Raw genomic sequence first — 16,101 nt, forward strand, 5'->3', positions numbered from 1 at the left:
ATGTCCATTCTTGATAAACACGCAATCCTCGAGAAGAACACGAGCCTTCTCTTCCTCGGTTCGCTTCTGGTGGTCACCATCGGCGGTATCGTCGAGATCGCGCCGCTCTTCTACCTCGAGAACACCATCGAAAAGGTGGAGGGCATGCGTCCCTACTCGCCGCTCGAACTGGCCGGTCGCAACATCTACATCCGTGAAGGCTGCTATGTCTGTCACAGCCAGATGATCCGGCCGTTCAAGGACGAGGTCGAGCGCTACGGTCACTATTCGCTGGCGGCGGAGTCGATGTACGACCATCCGTTCCAGTGGGGATCGAAGCGTACGGGTCCGGATCTTGCGCGCGTCGGCGACCGCTATTCCAACGAATGGCATGTCCAGCACCTGACCGAACCACGCGACGTCGTGCCGGAATCGATCATGCCGAGCTACTCGTATCTGAAGACGACGCCGCTCAAGGTCGCCAACGTCACCATGGACCTGAAGGCCAACAGCCTCGTCGGTGTGCCCTATACCGACGACATGATGGCGCAGGCGGAAGCGGACCTGGTTGCCCAGGCCGATCCGAATGCCGACACATCAGGCCTTCTGGAGCGCTATCCGAAGGCCAAGGTCGGTGATTTCGACGGCGATCCGACGAAGCTCACCGAGATGGACGCACTCGTCGCCTATCTGCAGATGCTCGGCACGCTCGTCGACTTCTCCACCTACGACGACGCAAGCGGTTACCGCTGAGGAGGGCGCCATGGAAACCTATACCGCCATGCGCCACTTCGCCGACAGCTGGGCTCTGCTCGCCATGACCCTGTTTTTCGTTGGCGTCGTGCTCTTCACATTCCGCCCGGGCGGCAAAAAGCCTGCCGACGACGCGGCCAGCATCCCTCTCAAGGAGGATTGAACAATGGCAGACAAGAAACACATCGACGAGATCAGCGGCGTCGAGACCACCGGCCATGAGTGGGATGGCATCCGCGAGCTGAACAACCCGATGCCGCGCTGGTGGGTCTATACCTTCTACGCGACCATCGTCTGGGCCATCGGCTACACGATCATGTATCCGGCCTGGCCGCTCCTGACCGACAACACCAAGGGTCTGCTCGGCTATTCCAGCCGTGCCGAGGTCGCGCAGGAACTGGCCGCGGCGAAGTCGACCCAGGCTGTCTATCTCGACCGGATCGCCACGCTGCCGCTCGAAGAGATCGTCGCCGACAAGGAGCTCACACAGTTTGCGGTTGCCGGCGGCGCGGCCGCCTTCAAGGTCAACTGCTCGCCCTGCCATGGTTCGGGTGCTGCCGGTGGTGCCGGTTATCCGAACCTCAACGACGACGACTGGCTCTGGGGCGGTGATCTCGAAGCGATCCACACCACGATCGCCCACGGCATCCGCTACGATCAGGATCCGGATACCCGGGTCTCGGAAATGCCGGCCTTTACCGACATTCTCGACGCCGAGCAGATCAAACAGGCCGCTGCCTATGTGGTCAGCCTGACCGGCACGCCGCTCGACGCGTCCATGGTCGAACCGGGCAAGCAGGTGTTTGCCGAAAACTGCGCCTCCTGCCACGGCGAAGATGCCAAGGGCAGCCGCGATTTCGGTGCGCCGAATCTCGCCGATGCCATCTGGCTGAAGGTCGATGGCGAGGCGCAGATTGCCGCACAGATCCGGCAGCCGCGTCACGGCGCAATGCCCGGCTGGGCCGCCCGCCTCGGTGACACCACCGTCAAGCAGCTGACCGTCTACGTGCACCAGTTGGGCGGCGGCGAATAAGCCTCCTCTTCCTCCGAGACTGAGGGCCGCATCCGGTGATGCGGCCCTTCTTTCGTTTTACATTCGAAAAAGACTATCTGTTGCGACGCTTCGCCGCTGCTTGACTTAAGTCAAGGCGGGGTCGCCGTGGAGGTGGGACAAGGCGAGCATCAGAAGAAGGTTCTCGTCCCATGAACATACATGCCGATCAAACCCGTGCGCCGGACGCGCCTGAGGTCGAGAGACATGACGCCGAAGCCGTGATGTCGGCCAAGACCCGCAAGCCGCTCTACGAAGCCCGCAAGAAGATCTTCCCGAAACGTGCCGAAGGCAGCTTCCGGCGCTTCAAGTGGATCGTCATGGCGATCACGCTCGGCATCTACTATCTCACGCCCTGGCTGCGCTGGGACCGCGGGGAATTTGCGCCTGATCAGGCTGTCCTCATCGATCTTGCGCATCGCCGCTTCTATTTCTTCTTCATCGAGATCTGGCCGCAGGAGTTCTTCTTCGTCGCCGGTTTGCTCGTGATGGCTGGTTTCGGCCTCTTCCTGGTGACCTCCGCCGTCGGCCGCGCCTGGTGCGGCTATACCTGTCCGCAGACGGTGTGGGTCGATCTCTTCCTGGTTGTCGAGCGCTTCATCGAAGGCGATCGCAATGCCCGAATCAAGCTCGAAGCGGCACCCTGGAGCTTCGACAAGATCTGGAAGCGGGTCACGAAACACGCGACCTGGATCCTGATTGGCGTGCTGACGGGCGGTGCCTGGATCTTCTATTTCGCCGATGCGCCTTCACTCGCCATGGATTTCCTCACCGGCAATGCCGCACCCGTCGCCTATATGACCGTCGCCATTCTGACGGCCACGACTTACGTTTTCGGCGGACTGATGCGCGAGCAGGTCTGCATCTACATGTGCCCCTGGCCGCGTATCCAGGCCGCCATGCTCGACGAGAATTCGCTTGTCGTCACCTATAACGACTGGCGTGGCGAACCGCGCACGCGGCACGCCAAGAAGGCAATCGCGGCCGGTGAAGCAGTCGGTGACTGCGTCGACTGCAATGCCTGCGTTGCCGTCTGTCCGATGGGCATCGACATCCGTGACGGCCAGCAGCTCGAATGCATCACCTGCGCGCTCTGCATCGATGCCTGTGATGGCGTCATGGACAAGATCGGCAAGCCGCGCGGGTTGATCGCTTATGCGACGCTCGACGAATACCAGTCGAACATGGCGCTCGCGACCAATGGCGGGACCGGCAGCATCGATCCGGCCAAGGTGCGCAATGCCGATGGCAGCTTCTCCGACAAGATCCGCCACTTCGACTGGCGCGTGATCTTCCGGGCGCGTACGCTGCTCTACATGGGCGTGTGGACCGCCGTGGGTGTCGCCATGCTCGTCGCATTGCTCGGCCGCGACCGGCTGGAGGTCAATGTGCTCCACGATCGCAATCCGCAATATGTGCTCGAGTCGGACGGGTCGATCCGCAACGGCTACACCGTGCGCATCCTCAACATGATCGCCGCACCGCGCGAGATCGAGGTGTCGCTCGAAGGCCTGCCGGAGGCCACCATGAAGATCAACGGCATCAACCAGCCGCCGGCTCGTACCTTCACCGTATCGGTCGAGCCGGATGAGGCCACGACGCTGAAGGTCTTCGTCACACTCGCCGGTGACAAGGTCACCGATGACAACCAGGATTTCCAGTTCATAGCGAAGGATACCGGCAGTGATGAGCGCGACGTCTATGATGCAGTCTTCATGGGTCCGGGAGCAAAGAAATGACCGCTGAAACACGCAAACCCTTCACCTTCACCGGCTGGCACATGCTGGCGATCATGCTCGCCTTCTTCGGGACGATCATCACCGTGAACTTCACCATGGCCTATTTCGCGACGTCCACCTGGAGCGGCCTGGTGGTGAAAAACACCTATGTCGCGAGCCAGGAGTTCAACGGCAAGACCGCTGCAATCAAGGAGATGCTGGCGACGGGCATTGCCGGCGACCTCTCTGTTGACACGAAGGGCATGCGCTACCGGCTGACACTGCCGAACAACGTGCCTGTCGTTGCCGACAGCGTGCTTGCCCATTTCAAGCGCCCGGTGGGTGAGCATCAGGACTTTGAACTGGTTCTGACACCTGCCGGTGATGGCCTGTACCTCGCCGAAACGGCCGTTCTTCCCGGAAGCTGGATCGTTGAGATCAAGGCGACCAAGGGTGGCAAGATGATCATGCATGAGGCGAAGCGGGTCACCGTTTCGGGAGAATGACGATGAGTTGCTGTGCAGCAGGCACCGAAGGCGCACTCGACATGGAGCGGGCAGGGGTCTCGCTCCCCTCGGCGGAAGAGCTGAAGCTCTCCAGCCGTGCCGTTGGGCCGGGCCTCTGGCAGGTCGACATGAGCGTGCCCGCAGTGCATTGCGGCACCTGTATCACGACGGTCGAGGGAGTGCTGAGGGCGCTCCCGGAAGTCGAGCGCGCCCGCGTCAACCTCTCGACGAAACGTGTCTCGGTGGTGTGGAAAGAGAGCGTCGACGGGGTCGAGACCGATCCCGTCAATCTCGCACGCGCGATCGCCTCGACCGGTTACACCGCGCATCTGTTCACAGCGGCGGAGGAAGCTTCCGATGCGCTGCGCAACCAGTTGATCCGCGCCGTTGCGGTCTCGGGTTTTGCCGCCACGAACATCATGTTGCTCTCGGTCTCCGTCTGGTCCGGCGCGGATGCCTCGACGCGCGATCTCTTCCACTGGATCTCGGCGATGATCGCCGCACCGGCGCTCATCTATGCCGGCCGCTTTTTCTATGAGTCGGCCTGGAATGTGCTGAAGCACGGCCGCACCAATATGGATGTGCCGATCGCCATCGGCATTACGCTTTCCTATTTCGCCTCGCTCTGGGAAACCATCCATCACGGCGAGCATGCCTATTTCGATGCGACCGCGTCGCTCCTCTTCTTCCTTCTGATCGGCCGCACGCTGGATCACATCATGCGCGACCGGGCCCGTTCGGCGATCAGTGGCCTTGCCCGTCTCAATCCGCGCGGTGCCATGGTTCTGGCCGAAGACGGATCTCGTGAATACCGCGCCGTCGACGAAATCCGTGTGGGCGATCAGGTGGTGATTTCCGCCGGGGACCGGATCCCGGTTGATGGCGTGGTCGTCTCCGGCGAGAGCGATCTCGACATGTCGATCGTCAACGGCGAAAGCGCGCCGGTTTCGGTCCACCCCGGTTCGGAGGTGCAGGCGGGCACGCTGAGCCTCACCGGCTCGCTAACCATCCGCGCGACGGCAACTGCGCAGAACTCCTTCCTCTCGGAAATCATCCATCTGATGGAAGCCGCCGAGGGGGGCAGGGCGCGCTATCGCCGCATCGCCGACCGCGCCGCGCAGTATTATTCGCCGGCCGTGCATCTCCTGGCCATCACCTCCTTCGTGGCCTGGGGTCTTTACGACGGCGACTGGAAACACGCGATGATGGTCGCGATTGCGGTTCTCATCATCACCTGCCCCTGTGCGCTCGGGCTCGCCGTGCCTGTCGTCCAGGTCGTTGCCGCCGGTCGCCTGTTCAAAGCGGGCGTCATGGTCAAGGACGGCTCGGCGATGGAGCGACTTGCCGAAATCGAGGCTGTGGCCTTCGACAAGACCGGCACGCTGACGCTTGGCCGTCCGCGCCTCGTCGACGCCGCCCGGCTTGAACCCGTCTCTTTCGGCATTGCCGCAGGCCTTGCCGCGCATTCCCGCCATCCGCTGTCGCGGGCGCTCTGGGCGGCCTATGGCGGACAGCCGCGCAGTTTCGAGACCGTCCGGGAAATTCCCGGCGCTGGCGTCGAAGCGGAAACATCGGAAGGGGTCTGGCGTCTCGGCAACCGTCGCTTTGCCTGTGGTGCTGAGGCTGGCGCTGCGGATGAAAAGCCCTATTCCGAAGTCGTTCTCTCACTTGATGGCGTCGAGCGTGCCACCTTCCTGTTCGAGGACACGCTCCGGCCACGGGCCCGGACATCCATCGACAGCCTGCGTCAGTTTGGCCTCGATCTCGGCATCCTCTCGGGCGACCGCGCGCCGGTCGTGGCCAAGCTCGCTGCCGATCTCGGCATCGACAACTGGCGCGCCGGCCTCACCCCCCGCGACAAGGCCGAGGCTTGCGCCGATGCCTCTGCGCGAGGACGTCGCGTGCTCATGGTCGGTGACGGCATCAATGACGCACCGGCGCTTTCGGCCGCCCATGTGTCGATGGCGCCGGCAACGGCTGCCGATGTCGGACGTCAGGCCGCCGATTTCGTCTTCATGCGCGACGGCCTCGAGGCGGTCCCCTTCGCCATCGAAGCCTCGCGCCGCGCCGGCCGTCTAATCCGCGAGAATTTCGCGCTCGCGATCGGCTACAACGTCATTGCCGTTCCGATCGCGCTTCTCGGCTACGCCACTCCGCTGATTGCCGCCGTTGCCATGTCGACCTCGTCGATCATCGTCGTTGCCAATGCGCTCAGGCTCAACCGTCTGTCGCTCGACGAACGCGTGCTCGGCGAGGCTCCGGCCGCAGGTCTGACGGCGGGCCATGCCGATGCTCGGAGGATTGCCGCATGAACATGTTGATCTTCCTCATTCCGATTGCGCTCTTCCTGGGCGGTCTCGGTCTCTTCGCCTTTCTCTGGTCGCTGAAGAGCGGCCAGTATGAGGATCTCGACGGGGCTGCCTGGCGGGTGATCTCGGAGGCCGATGACAAGCCGGATGCTTGATACAGCGTTTACCGGACGGTCAAATTTCACTCTTGCCGCATGCCTTCGCGAATGCGAGAAAGCCGCATCCCTGAAATTGCATGCGGAGGCTTCATCGTGCAGCAAGCGGAAATCGGACTGATCGGTCTCGGAGTCATGGGCTCCAATCTGGCGCTCAACATTGCCGAGAAAGGCAATCGCATCGCAGTCTTCAACCGGACGCCCGCGCGCACGGATGAATTCCTCGGCGAAGCCGGCGATCTCGCCGACCGCATCATCGGTTGCCACACGATCGAAGAATTCGTTGCTGCCATTCGCCCGCCGCGTCCGATCATCATCATGATCAAGGCCGGCGAGGCCGTCGACCAGCAGATGGCCGCGCTTCTGCCGCATCTTGCCAAGAACGACATCATGATCGATGCCGGCAATGCCAACTTCCGCGACACCGTCGCCCGCTTCGAGCGGCTCGCCGGAACCGACGTCACCTTTATCGGCATGGGCGTGTCGGGTGGTGAAGAAGGTGCCCGCCACGGCCCCTCGATCATGGTCGGCGGCACGGAAGAGAGCTGGAAGCGCGTGGAGCCGGTTCTCACTTCGATCGCCGCAAAATTCAACGGCGACCCATGCGTTGCCTGGCTCGGCACCGATGGCGCCGGTCACTTCGTCAAGACGATCCACAACGGCATCGAATATGCCGACATGCAGATGATCGCCGAAATCTACGGTATCCTGCGCGATGGCCTGAAGATGTCGGCTGCCGAAATCGGCGAGATCTTCGGTCAGTGGAACAAGGGGCGTCTGAATTCCTACCTGATCGAGATCACCGAGAAGGTGCTGAAGGCAACCGATCCGGAAACCGGCAAGCCGATGGTCGACGTCATCGTCGATTCCGCTGGCCAGAAGGGCACCGGCAAGTGGTCGGCCATTGAGGCGCAGAACCTCGCGGTCGCTGCCTCCGGCATCGAGGCTGCTGTTGCCGGTCGTGTCCTGTCTTCGCTACGCGACGAGCGTCTTGCCGCCGAAAAGCTTTTCGGCCTGCCGGCCCTTGCCGAGGCACCTGCTGATCAGGTCGCCTTCATCGCCGATCTCGAAAACGCGCTGCTCGCCGCCAAGATTGCCGCTTACGCCCAAGGCTTCGCCGTGATGTCTGCGGCATCGGCCGAATTCAACTGGTCGCTGCCAATGCCGACGATTGCCAAGATCTGGCGTGCCGGCTGCATCATCCGCTCGCAGTTCCTCGACGAAATCACCTCGGCCTTCACCAAGGACCCGAACGTGCCGAACCTCGTCGTCACCCCGGCCTTTGCCGCCATGGTGAAGGAAACCGATGGTGCGCTGCGCCGCGTCGTCGCCCATGCCGCGCTGTCCGGCCTTCCTGTCCCGGCGCTGTCGTCCGCGCTCTCCTACTTCGACACCTATCGTCGCGGTCGCGGTACGGCAAACCTCATCCAGGCCCAGCGCGACTTCTTCGGCGCCCATGGCTTCGACCGTCTCGACGGCAAGGACATCCATCACGGACCCTGGGCCGGCCAGTTCTGATCGGTCCCTCGAGACCCGTCATCTGATCGAGGCCCGATATCTCGCGATGTCGGGCCTGTTTTTCATGGGAGCCTTCGATGATGAACACGCTGACGCTTCTCGGCACAAAGGGCGGGCCGGCCATTCGCCCCGGCGGTCCCAATCCGACCTCGATGCTTTTAACGCTTTCGGGACGCCGCATCGTCATCGATTGCGGGCTCGGCGTGTCGCGTGGTCTGGTCGAGGCCGGCATGTCGCTGAAAGAGCTGGATCTTGTTTTCATCACCCATCTGCATTCCGACCATGTGCTCGAGCTTGGCCCTCTGATCCATACGGCCTGGACGACGGGGCTCAACCACAAGGTCATCGTCTATGGTCCTGCCGGTACGCGCGCCGTCTGGGCCGGCTTCCTCGCGTCGCTCGCCTATGACATCGAGACGCGTATCGCCGACGAGGGACGGCCAGATCTCGCCGGTCTGGTCGAGATCATCGAATACGGCCCGGGCGAGGTGCTGACCGATCAGGATCTGACGGTCACCGCACTGCGCGTCGATCATCCGCCTGTCACCGATTGCTTCGCCTTGAAGTTCGTCGGATCGGGCAAGACCATCGTCTTTTCCGCCGACACCGCACCGTTTCCGCCGTTGGCCGATTTCGCCCTCGGGGCCGATCTCCTGGTGCACGAGGCCATGCTGCCGGAAGGACTGGACAGCATCGTCAGGCGAACCGGAAACGGCAGCCGTCTGCGCGAGCATCTGGTCGCCTCCCACAGCTTTGCCGCGGATGCTGCGCAGATCGCTGCACAGGCAGGTGTTGGCATGCTGGTGCTCAACCACCTGATCCCCGCAGACGATCCGGCCTTTACCGAAGCGCACTGGCGCGCGGCGGTTACCCGCGTCTTCGGCGGTTCCCTTGTGGTCGGTCGGGATGGGCTCGTTATTTCCCTGTGAACAATTCGCCTTGATCCGGCGATCGCAGCCGAATTGGTTAAAAATCTAATTCCTGTTTTATGACGGAGTTAACAAGTCAGCCCTAGCGTGACGCAGTAGTTAACGAATCCGCTCGAATTTCAGGCTTTTGCGATGTTTTCCATCGATATTCATACGCTCCTTCTGGGCAGCTTTGCCGTTCTTGCCGTTTTTTCGGCAGTCTTCCTTCGCCACTGGCGGGAGGATCGAGGTCGCATTGAGTTCGTCCTTTGGGCGCTCGGTGCCGCTGCTGGCTCGCTGGGTGCGGTCCTGGCGTTGCTCAGCGAGAGCTATCTCGTCGGTACGTCCTTCGCGCAAAGCTACCTGCTGCTCGCTGGCGCGCTCGCCTGGCAGGGTCTCAGGGTCTTTGATCACCGCAAATTCGATCTGCGCCTGGCAATCGCCGGTCCGGCTCTCTTCTTCGTTCTCACGGCATCCGCTCCTGTCTTCGAGCAGGATGCCAATGCGCGTATTCTGCTCCTGTCCATGCTTGGTGCGCTCTATTCAGGTCTTATTGCCGGGGAGCACTGGATCTCGGAGCGTGAGGAGCACCTGGCCAATCGGCGGGCGGCCCGCATCTGGTTCTCGCTGCAGGCAGGTCTTCTGTTTTTGGCCGGGCTTGCTACCTTCATCGCGCCCCTGCCTCAGCAAATTGTCTCGGCGGACCTGCCGTTTTGGGCCAGCGCTGCCGCCTTGGCTGTCTTCCTACAGTCCATCGTCGGGCCGCTCACCTTTGTGCTTTTGCCGCGCGATCGCCTGCTGGTCGAGACCCAGTGGGCGAGTGCCACGGATGCGCTCACCGGCCTTGCCAACCGCTTCACCTTCCTCGACATGCTGCAGACGCTTTCGACCAAGGTCCGCGGCGAGGGCGCCTTCCTCTATGTCGATGTCGACCATGTCAAACGGATCAACGACCGTTACGGACATTCGGGCGGCGACGATGTCCTGAAGACCTGTGCCGATCTCATCCTGCGGGAACTGCCCGAACATGCCCTTCTCGGGCGCCTCGCCGGTGCGGAATTTGCGGCTTACGTTCCGTTCTGCAAGGTCGAGGAAGCCGAAAGGCTGGGGCATATCATCCACGACAGCGTCGAGCAGCACATGTTCTTCCTCGGGGATGATCTTGTCCCGGTCACGGTCAGCGTCGGTGTGGCGCATGGCGCCATGCAGGTGACTGCCGACGAGCTGTTGAAGCGGGCTGATGCGGCCCTTCACAGCGCGAAGGTCAATGGCCGCAACTCGGTCGTTGTCTGGGGCGAGGGGCACCGGCCGTCCTTCGCCTGAGGCTCTTGAAGAAAGTCGGATGTGGGGCAGGGTGCTGCCCCCGCTTCTGCCGGCTACTCCCAGCGCGGCTCGCTCACGCTCTGCAACAGTTCCGGATCCACCCCGTCGATGCGGGCAATGACGGCCTTGGCGAGCTCCCGGCCTGACTGGCGCACGTCTTCATAGACGGCGATGATGTCGGGCCGGATCCAGCTCAGGATGGGCGTACCCTGTTTGGCAACGAGGTCGATCTCGGCGCCGACGCGCTTGCCAGCCGCCTCGATCCCGGCATTGGCAGCGATCGCGCTGCTGCCGGAGGAGGAGATCAGCCCATCGGGCGCATCCGGACCACGCATCAGGGCCTCGACCGCAGAGCGTATCTGGCCAAGCGGCGCATCGATGTTGATGTGCAGCGGCACTTCCTCCGCCCCGAAGGCGCGCAGGCCCCGCATGAAGCCATCGAAAGTGTGTTGGTAATAGGTCAGCTTGCTCGGTGGCGGCAGGAGGGCGATCCGCTTTCGGCCGCGTTTCACCAGTTGCTCGACCGCTCCGAAGGCAAAGGTCTCGTTGTCGAAGTCATGATAGGGATGCTGGATGCCCATGGCCGTGCGGCCGTGGGTGACGAAAGGCATGTTCTGCTCGGTCAGCAGACGGACGCGGGCATCATCCGGCTCCGTGCGGGAGATTATGACGCCGTCGGCCGAGCCGGTTTCCAGGATGTAGCGCACCGGCAGCATCGGATCCTTGGTGTGCGCATGCGGTGTCACCACGATATGGTAAGGCGTGCCTGACAGGACCTCCGATATGCCAACGACCATCTGATTGGAAAAGCCGAGGATTTCCTCGTCGATGCCGAGCACGAGCGCGATGACGTTCGTTTTTCCGGTTCTCAGACGGACGCCGGCGCGGTTCGGCTGGTAGCCGAGCTGCCGTGCGACCATGCGCACGCGCTCCTTCGTTTCTGCGCCGATATCGGGAGCATCCTTCAGGGCCCGCGACACGGTGGTAATGCCAAGGCCCGTCATGAAAGCGATCGTCTTGAGCGTCGGCCGCTCCTTCGTCGCCACCGGGCGGTCCATGAGGCCGCCCCCCTGCTGATCTGTCATGTCGTCCCCGCCACTCGCACAAGCCACGCTTATAGTTGGCTTTTCCTCGCCTGCAAACCTGGAGACCGGCACCTCCTCCCGGTGCGGCGAAGGGAAAATCTGAAACGATACAGTAGATTTGTCGAGCCATTTCTTGTGCTGCGGTGCGAAGATCTGCAACTTTTGCGATTGTGCGCTGCGGAAAGAGACTATGGTTTCGGCCGTAATCTGATAGCCGGGCGATACGGATGTTTCGACGTCTTAAACCTCTGTAAAAAAGGGATAATATCCGCGGCTGTGTAGCTATCTCCATGGGGATCAAAGCGTTTTGAAAGGGTGTGTGCAACTGCACCCTGACGATGAAAACGGGTTTTAACGCATTTTTTCCAATCCGGCTGGTTGCGTCTCTCAAACCTTTCGCATAAGTTTTTCCGGCAACGTTTCAGTGAGGGAGGAGACTCATGAATTTTCGTAGCTTTGCGGCAGCTTTGACCGCTACCGTCGCCATGCCGTATGCGGCAGCGCAGGCCACCGATCTCGAAGTGACTCATTGGTGGACGTCCGGCGGTGAAGCCGCGGCCGTCGCCGAGCTTGCCAAGGCATTCGATGCCACCGGCAACAAGTGGGTCGACGGGGCGATCGCCGGCTCCGGCGGCACCGCCCGCCCGATCATGATCAGCCGCATCACCGGCGGTGATCCGATGGGCGCCACGCAGTTCAACCACGGCCGTCAGGCCGAGGAACTCGTCGAAGCCGGCCTGATGAAGGACCTGACGGCTGTTGCCGAGAAGGAAGGCTGGAAGGACATCGTCAAGCCGGCAAGCCTGCTCGACAGCTGCACGATCGACGGCAAGATCTATTGCGCGCCGGTCAACATCCACTCCTGGCAGTGGCTGTGGCTGTCGAATGCCGCCTTCGAACAGGCAGGCGTCGCTGTGCCGAAGAACTGGGACGAATTCGTCGCAGCCGCTCCGGCACTCGAAGCCAAGGGCATCATTCCGCTCGCCGTTGGCGGTCAGCCGTGGCAGTCGGCCGGTGCCTTCGACGTTCTGATGGTCGCCATCGCCGGCAAGGACACCTTCTACAAGGTCTTCCAGGACAAGGACGAGGAAGTCGCTGCCGGTCCTGAAATCGCCAAGGTGTTCAAGGCTGCCGACGATGCCCGTCGCATGTCCAAGGGCTCCAACGTCCAGGATTGGAACCAGGCCACCAATCTGGTCATCACCGGCAAGGCCGGCGGCCAGATCATGGGTGACTGGGCTCAGGGTGAGTTCGCGCTTGCCGGTCAGGTTGCTGGCAAGGATTACACCTGCCTTCCGGGGCTTGGTGTGAACGAGATCATCTCCACCGGTGGTGATGCCTTCTACTTCCCGGCCGTCGATGACGAAGCCAAGTCTGCTGCGCAGGACGTGCTTGCTGCAACCCTGCTGGCACCTGCCACGCAGGTTGCCTTCAACCTGAAGAAGGGCTCGCTGCCGGTTCGCGGCGACGTCGATCTGGCAGCCGCCAACGACTGCATGAAGAAGGGCCTCGACATCCTCGCCAAGGGCAATGTCATTCAGGGCACCGACCAGCTGCTTTCGGCCGACAGCCAGAAGCAGAAGGAAGATCTCTTCTCCGAGTTCTTCGCCAATCCGTCCATGACTGTCGAGGATGCGCAGAAGCGCTTCGCCGACATCATCGCTTCCGCCGAGTAATCGCGGGTGACCTGTCCGGCCAGGGGCAAAGCCCTGGCCGGACATTGGCCATTATCGACCGGGTAGGGCGCATGCGCCCGTCCGCCGGCCGTGTGCGGGAAGCGTGTGCGTTTCAGCGTGACGGTCTTGGCTGACACCCCGTGTCCAGGACGAGGAGGACTGACCCATGGCGAGCGCGTCGCATGCCGGTCGACCCAACAAGCTGTTTCGCAATCTGAATGCCAAGATCGCCTCCATCCCGATGGTGCTGACCGCCCTGGTCATCTTCCTCGGAGGCACGATCTGGACGATCGTCTATTCCTTCACCAATTCAAAGCTCTTGCCGCGGGCAAGCTTCGTCGGTTTCGACCAGTATGAGCGCCTCTGGGATGCGCCGCGCTGGGTCACCTCGATCCAGAATCTCGCGATCTACGGTATCCTGTCGCTGATCTTCTCGATCGTGATCGGCTTCGTGCTGGCGGCCCTGATGGACCAGAAGATCCGTTTCGAAAACGCGTTCCGCACGATCTTCCTTTATCCCTTCGCGCTTTCCTTCATCGTGACCGGTCTCGTCTGGCAGTGGATCCTGAACCCGGATTTCGGGGTGCAGTCTATCGTCCGCTCGCTGGGCTGGGAGACCTTCACCTTCAATCCGCTCTATAATTCCGAGATCGTCATCTATGGCATCCTGATCGCTGGCCTCTGGCAGGGCACCGGGCTCGTGATGTGCCTGCTGCTCGCAGGCTTGCGCGGCATCGACGAGGACATCTGGAAAGCCTCGCGCGTCGACGGGATCCCGATGTGGAAGACCTATGTCTTCATCATAATTCCCATGATGCGTCCGGTCTTCATCACCACGCTCGTGATCATCACCTCGGGCATCGTTCGCCTCTATGACCTCGTCGTCGCCCAGACCAGTGGCGGCCCGGGCATCGCGTCCGAAGTGCCGGCAAAATACGTCTATGACTACATGTTCCAGGCGCAGAACCTCGGCCAGGGCTTTGCCGCCTCGACCATGATGCTGCTCACGGTCGCCATCGTCATCATCCCCTGGGCCTATCTCGAATTCGGAGGAAAGAAGCGTGGCTAATCCCGGTTCCCTTAACGCTACCGCCGCCGGTTTCGATGCCGTCTCCGATCATGTCGCGACGGGCCCCCGTGGCGCCAAGCCGAAGCGGGCGTTCTCGTCCCGCAACATCATGCTCTACGGCTCGCTGATCTTCTTTGCGATCTACTACCTGATCCCGCTTTACGTGATGGTCGTGACGTCGCTGAAAGGCATGCCGGAGATCCGACTTGGCAACATCTTCTCGCCGCCGGTCGAGATCACCTTCGAGCCCTGGGTGAAAGCCTGGGCCACCGCCTGCACCGGCCTCAATTGCGATGGTCTGTCACGCGGCTTCTGGAACTCCGTGCGGATCACCGTGCCGTCCACGCTGATCTCGATCCTGATCGCCTCGGTGAACGGCTATGCGCTGGCCAACTGGCGCTTCAAGGGCGCGGAGCTGTTCTTCACGATCCTGATCATAGGCGCCTTCATCCCGTATCAGGTCATGATCTATCCGATCGTCATCGTGCTGCGCGAACTGGGCATCTATGGAACGCTGACCGGTCTCGTCATCGTGCACACCATCTTCGGCATGCCGATCCTGACGCTGCTCTTCCGCAACTATTTCACCTCGCTGCCGGAAGAGTTGTTCAAGGCCGCGCGCATCGACGGGGCAGGGTTCTGGCAGATTTATCTCAGGATCATGCTGCCGATGTCGCTGCCGATCTTCGTGGTCGCCATGATCCTGCAGATCACCGGCATCTGGAACGACTTCCTGTTCGGCGTGGTCTTCACCCGACCGGAATACTACCCGATGACGGTTCAGCTCAACAATATCGTCAACTCGGTCCAGGGCGTGAAGGAATACAACGTCAATATGGCCGCGACACTTCTGACCGGCGCCGTGCCGCTCATCGTCTACTTCATTTCCGGACGCCTCTTCGTCCGGGGCATCGCCGCCGGCGCAGTCAAGGGTTAAGCTCATGTCGCATAGTGTATCGATCAAGGACCTCTCGTTGAGCTTCGGCGCCGTCAAGGTGCTGCAGAACCTCAATCTCGACATCGTCGACGGCGAGTTCATCGTTCTCCTCGGCTCGTCCGGCTGCGGCAAGTCCACGCTGCTCAACTGCATTGCCGGCCTGCTCGAGCCGACCGACGGGCAGATCTTCATCAAAGGCAAGAACGTCACTTGGGAAGAGCCGAAGGACCGCGGCATCGGCATGGTCTTCCAGTCCTATGCGCTTTATCCGCAGATGACGGTGGAAAAGAACCTGTCCTTCGGCCTCCAGGTCGCCAAGATGCCGAAGGATGAGATCGCAAGACGCGTCGAGCGTGCCTCCGACATCCTGCAGATCGGCCCGCTCCTGAAGCGCAAGCCGTCCGAACTTTCCGGCGGTCAGCGGCAGCGCGTGGCGATCGGGCGCGCACTCGTGCGTGATGTCGACGTGTTCCTGTTCGACGAGCCGCTGTCGAACCTCGACGCCAAGCTGCGCTCGGAGCTGCGTGTCGAAATCAAGCGCCTGCACCAGAACCTCAAGAACACGATGATCTACGTCACCCATGACCAGATCGAGGCCCTGACGCTCGCCGACCGCATCGCGATCATGAAAAGCGGCGTCATCCAGCAGCTTGCCGATCCGAACACGATCTACAACCAGCCGAAGAACCTCTTCGTTGCCGGCTTTATCGGTTCTCCCTCGATGAACTTCCTGGAGGGCGATCTGATCAACGAAGGCGGCGAGGTCTTCTTCCGCACCCATGATGTGCTCTTCTCGATGAAGGGCTACAAGGCCAGCGAGCCGCTCACCGCCGGACGCAAGGTCGTGCTTGGCGTCCGCCCGGAACATATCAAGGTCGACGAGGAAACCGGCATCGGCGAGCTGCACGAGGCGGTGGTCGACATCGAGGAGCCGATGGGCGCGGACAATCTGCTCTGGCTGAAGCATGCCGGCCATTCCATGTCTGTGCGCATCGGCGGCACGCGCCGCTATGCACCGGGCGCCAAGGTTCGTCTCGGCTTCGACATGGAAGTCGCCTCTCTTTTCGATGCCGAGACCGAAGAGCGCATCTGACACCTTCCCCCCTGCGTCCCG

The 16,101-nt window shown here is 61.9% G+C and carries 15 protein-coding genes; 14 read left to right on the forward strand and 1 reads right to left on the reverse strand.

What is annotated here, in order from left to right:
• The 10 genes from ccoO to FAA86_RS14720 all read left to right on the forward strand — a co-directional run bounded on the left by ccoO (window position 1) and on the right by FAA86_RS14720 (window position 10,220).
• Window positions 1-732: a cytochrome-c oxidase, cbb3-type subunit II gene (gene ccoO / locus FAA86_RS14675; RefSeq protein ID WP_113459618.1), complete on the forward strand. Its 732-nt coding sequence runs from the start codon at window positions 1-3 to the stop codon at window positions 730-732.
• Between the two features lie 10 nt (window positions 733-742).
• The gene (locus FAA86_RS14680) at window positions 743-895 is read left to right on the forward strand and encodes a CcoQ/FixQ family Cbb3-type cytochrome c oxidase assembly chaperone (RefSeq protein WP_006726187.1); all 153 of its coding nucleotides are present in this window, start codon (window positions 743-745) and stop codon (window positions 893-895) included.
• Window positions 896-898: 3 nt separating this feature from the next.
• On the forward strand, window positions 899-1,765 hold the full coding sequence (gene ccoP, locus FAA86_RS14685) for a cytochrome-c oxidase, cbb3-type subunit III (protein WP_136541726.1): 867 nt from the start codon (window positions 899-901) through the stop codon (window positions 1,763-1,765).
• 170 nt (window positions 1,766-1,935) lie between these two features.
• Window positions 1,936-3,522, forward strand: a complete 1,587-nt coding sequence (ccoG, locus tag FAA86_RS14690; RefSeq protein ID WP_136541728.1) for a cytochrome c oxidase accessory protein CcoG — start codon at window positions 1,936-1,938, stop codon at window positions 3,520-3,522.
• Window positions 3,519-4,007 carry a FixH family protein gene (locus FAA86_RS14695; RefSeq protein ID WP_136541730.1) on the forward strand — a complete coding sequence of 163 codons (489 nt, stop codon included), beginning with the start codon at window positions 3,519-3,521 and terminating at the stop codon, window positions 4,005-4,007. The genes ccoG and FAA86_RS14695 overlap by 4 nt, the downstream gene beginning before the upstream one ends.
• A 2-nt stretch (window positions 4,008-4,009) precedes the next feature.
• A complete protein-coding gene (locus tag FAA86_RS14700; RefSeq protein WP_246035085.1) occupies window positions 4,010-6,319 on the forward strand; it encodes a cation-translocating P-type ATPase in 2,310 nt (769 codons plus the stop codon).
• Complete coding sequence (ccoS, locus tag FAA86_RS14705; RefSeq protein WP_113459623.1) at window positions 6,316-6,471, forward strand: cbb3-type cytochrome oxidase assembly protein CcoS; 156 nt, start codon at window positions 6,316-6,318, stop codon at window positions 6,469-6,471. The genes FAA86_RS14700 and ccoS overlap by 4 nt, the downstream gene beginning before the upstream one ends.
• Before the next feature lie 96 nt (window positions 6,472-6,567).
• Window positions 6,568-7,989, forward strand: a complete 1,422-nt coding sequence (gene gndA, locus FAA86_RS14710; protein WP_136541732.1) for an NADP-dependent phosphogluconate dehydrogenase — start codon at window positions 6,568-6,570, stop codon at window positions 7,987-7,989.
• A gap of 77 nt (window positions 7,990-8,066) precedes the next feature.
• Window positions 8,067-8,918: an MBL fold metallo-hydrolase gene (locus FAA86_RS14715; protein ID WP_136541734.1), complete on the forward strand. Its 852-nt coding sequence runs from the start codon at window positions 8,067-8,069 to the stop codon at window positions 8,916-8,918.
• Window positions 8,919-9,050: 132 nt separating this feature from the next.
• A complete protein-coding gene (locus FAA86_RS14720; RefSeq protein ID WP_136541736.1) occupies window positions 9,051-10,220 on the forward strand; it encodes a GGDEF domain-containing protein in 1,170 nt (389 codons plus the stop codon).
• Window positions 10,221-10,273: 53 nt separating this feature from the next.
• On the opposite strand, the gene FAA86_RS14725 is transcribed toward FAA86_RS14720, so the two are convergent.
• Window positions 10,274-11,305 (reverse strand): LacI family transcriptional regulator, encoded by a 1,032-nt coding sequence (locus FAA86_RS14725; RefSeq protein ID WP_246035086.1) that lies wholly within the window; start codon window positions 11,303-11,305, stop codon window positions 10,274-10,276.
• 440 nt (window positions 11,306-11,745) lie between these two features.
• Between FAA86_RS14725 and FAA86_RS14730 the strand changes: the two genes are divergently transcribed.
• The 4 genes from FAA86_RS14730 to FAA86_RS14745 all read left to right on the forward strand — a co-directional run bounded on the left by FAA86_RS14730 (window position 11,746) and on the right by FAA86_RS14745 (window position 16,080).
• Complete coding sequence (locus FAA86_RS14730) at window positions 11,746-12,981, forward strand: ABC transporter substrate-binding protein (protein WP_136541738.1); 1,236 nt, start codon at window positions 11,746-11,748, stop codon at window positions 12,979-12,981.
• 166 nt (window positions 12,982-13,147) lie between these two features.
• On the forward strand, window positions 13,148-14,050 hold the full coding sequence (locus FAA86_RS14735; RefSeq protein ID WP_113459627.1) for a carbohydrate ABC transporter permease: 903 nt from the start codon (window positions 13,148-13,150) through the stop codon (window positions 14,048-14,050).
• Window positions 14,043-14,987, forward strand: coding sequence for a carbohydrate ABC transporter permease (locus tag FAA86_RS14740; RefSeq protein WP_113459628.1), 945 nt, complete (start codon window positions 14,043-14,045; stop codon window positions 14,985-14,987). Before FAA86_RS14735 ends, FAA86_RS14740 begins: the two co-directional genes overlap by 8 nt.
• A gap of 4 nt (window positions 14,988-14,991) precedes the next feature.
• On the forward strand, window positions 14,992-16,080 hold the full coding sequence (locus FAA86_RS14745) for an ABC transporter ATP-binding protein (protein ID WP_136541740.1): 1,089 nt from the start codon (window positions 14,992-14,994) through the stop codon (window positions 16,078-16,080).
• The last annotated feature ends 21 nt before the right edge of the window (window positions 16,081-16,101 follow it).

This window comes from Rhizobium rosettiformans W3, from assembly GCF_004912135.1.
In the GTDB taxonomy this organism is placed as follows: domain Bacteria; phylum Pseudomonadota; class Alphaproteobacteria; order Rhizobiales; family Rhizobiaceae; genus Allorhizobium; species Allorhizobium rosettiformans.

Bases quoted from the DNA above. Each gene is read 5' to 3' on its own strand.
- FAA86_RS14725 (WP_246035086.1), bottom strand. From the start codon at position 11,305: ATGACAGATCAGCAGGGGGGCGGCCTCATGGACCGCCCGGTGGCGACG.
- FAA86_RS14720 (WP_136541736.1), top strand. From the start codon at position 9,051: ATGTTTTCCATCGATATTCATACGCTCCTTCTGGGCAGCTTTGCCGTT.
- ccoS (WP_113459623.1), top strand. From the start codon at position 6,316: ATGAACATGTTGATCTTCCTCATTCCGATTGCGCTCTTCCTGGGCGGT.
- FAA86_RS14680 (WP_006726187.1), top strand. From the start codon at position 743: ATGGAAACCTATACCGCCATGCGCCACTTCGCCGACAGCTGGGCTCTG.
- FAA86_RS14700 (WP_246035085.1), top strand. From the start codon at position 4,010: ATGAGTTGCTGTGCAGCAGGCACCGAAGGCGCACTCGACATGGAGCGG.
- FAA86_RS14745 (WP_136541740.1), top strand. From the start codon at position 14,992: ATGTCGCATAGTGTATCGATCAAGGACCTCTCGTTGAGCTTCGGCGCC.
- FAA86_RS14730 (WP_136541738.1), top strand. From the start codon at position 11,746: ATGAATTTTCGTAGCTTTGCGGCAGCTTTGACCGCTACCGTCGCCATG.
- ccoP (WP_136541726.1), top strand. From the start codon at position 899: ATGGCAGACAAGAAACACATCGACGAGATCAGCGGCGTCGAGACCACC.
- ccoO (WP_113459618.1), top strand. From the start codon at position 1: ATGTCCATTCTTGATAAACACGCAATCCTCGAGAAGAACACGAGCCTT.
- FAA86_RS14735 (WP_113459627.1), top strand. From the start codon at position 13,148: ATGGCGAGCGCGTCGCATGCCGGTCGACCCAACAAGCTGTTTCGCAAT.
- FAA86_RS14695 (WP_136541730.1), top strand. From the start codon at position 3,519: ATGACCGCTGAAACACGCAAACCCTTCACCTTCACCGGCTGGCACATG.
- ccoG (WP_136541728.1), top strand. From the start codon at position 1,936: ATGAACATACATGCCGATCAAACCCGTGCGCCGGACGCGCCTGAGGTC.
- FAA86_RS14715 (WP_136541734.1), top strand. From the start codon at position 8,067: ATGATGAACACGCTGACGCTTCTCGGCACAAAGGGCGGGCCGGCCATT.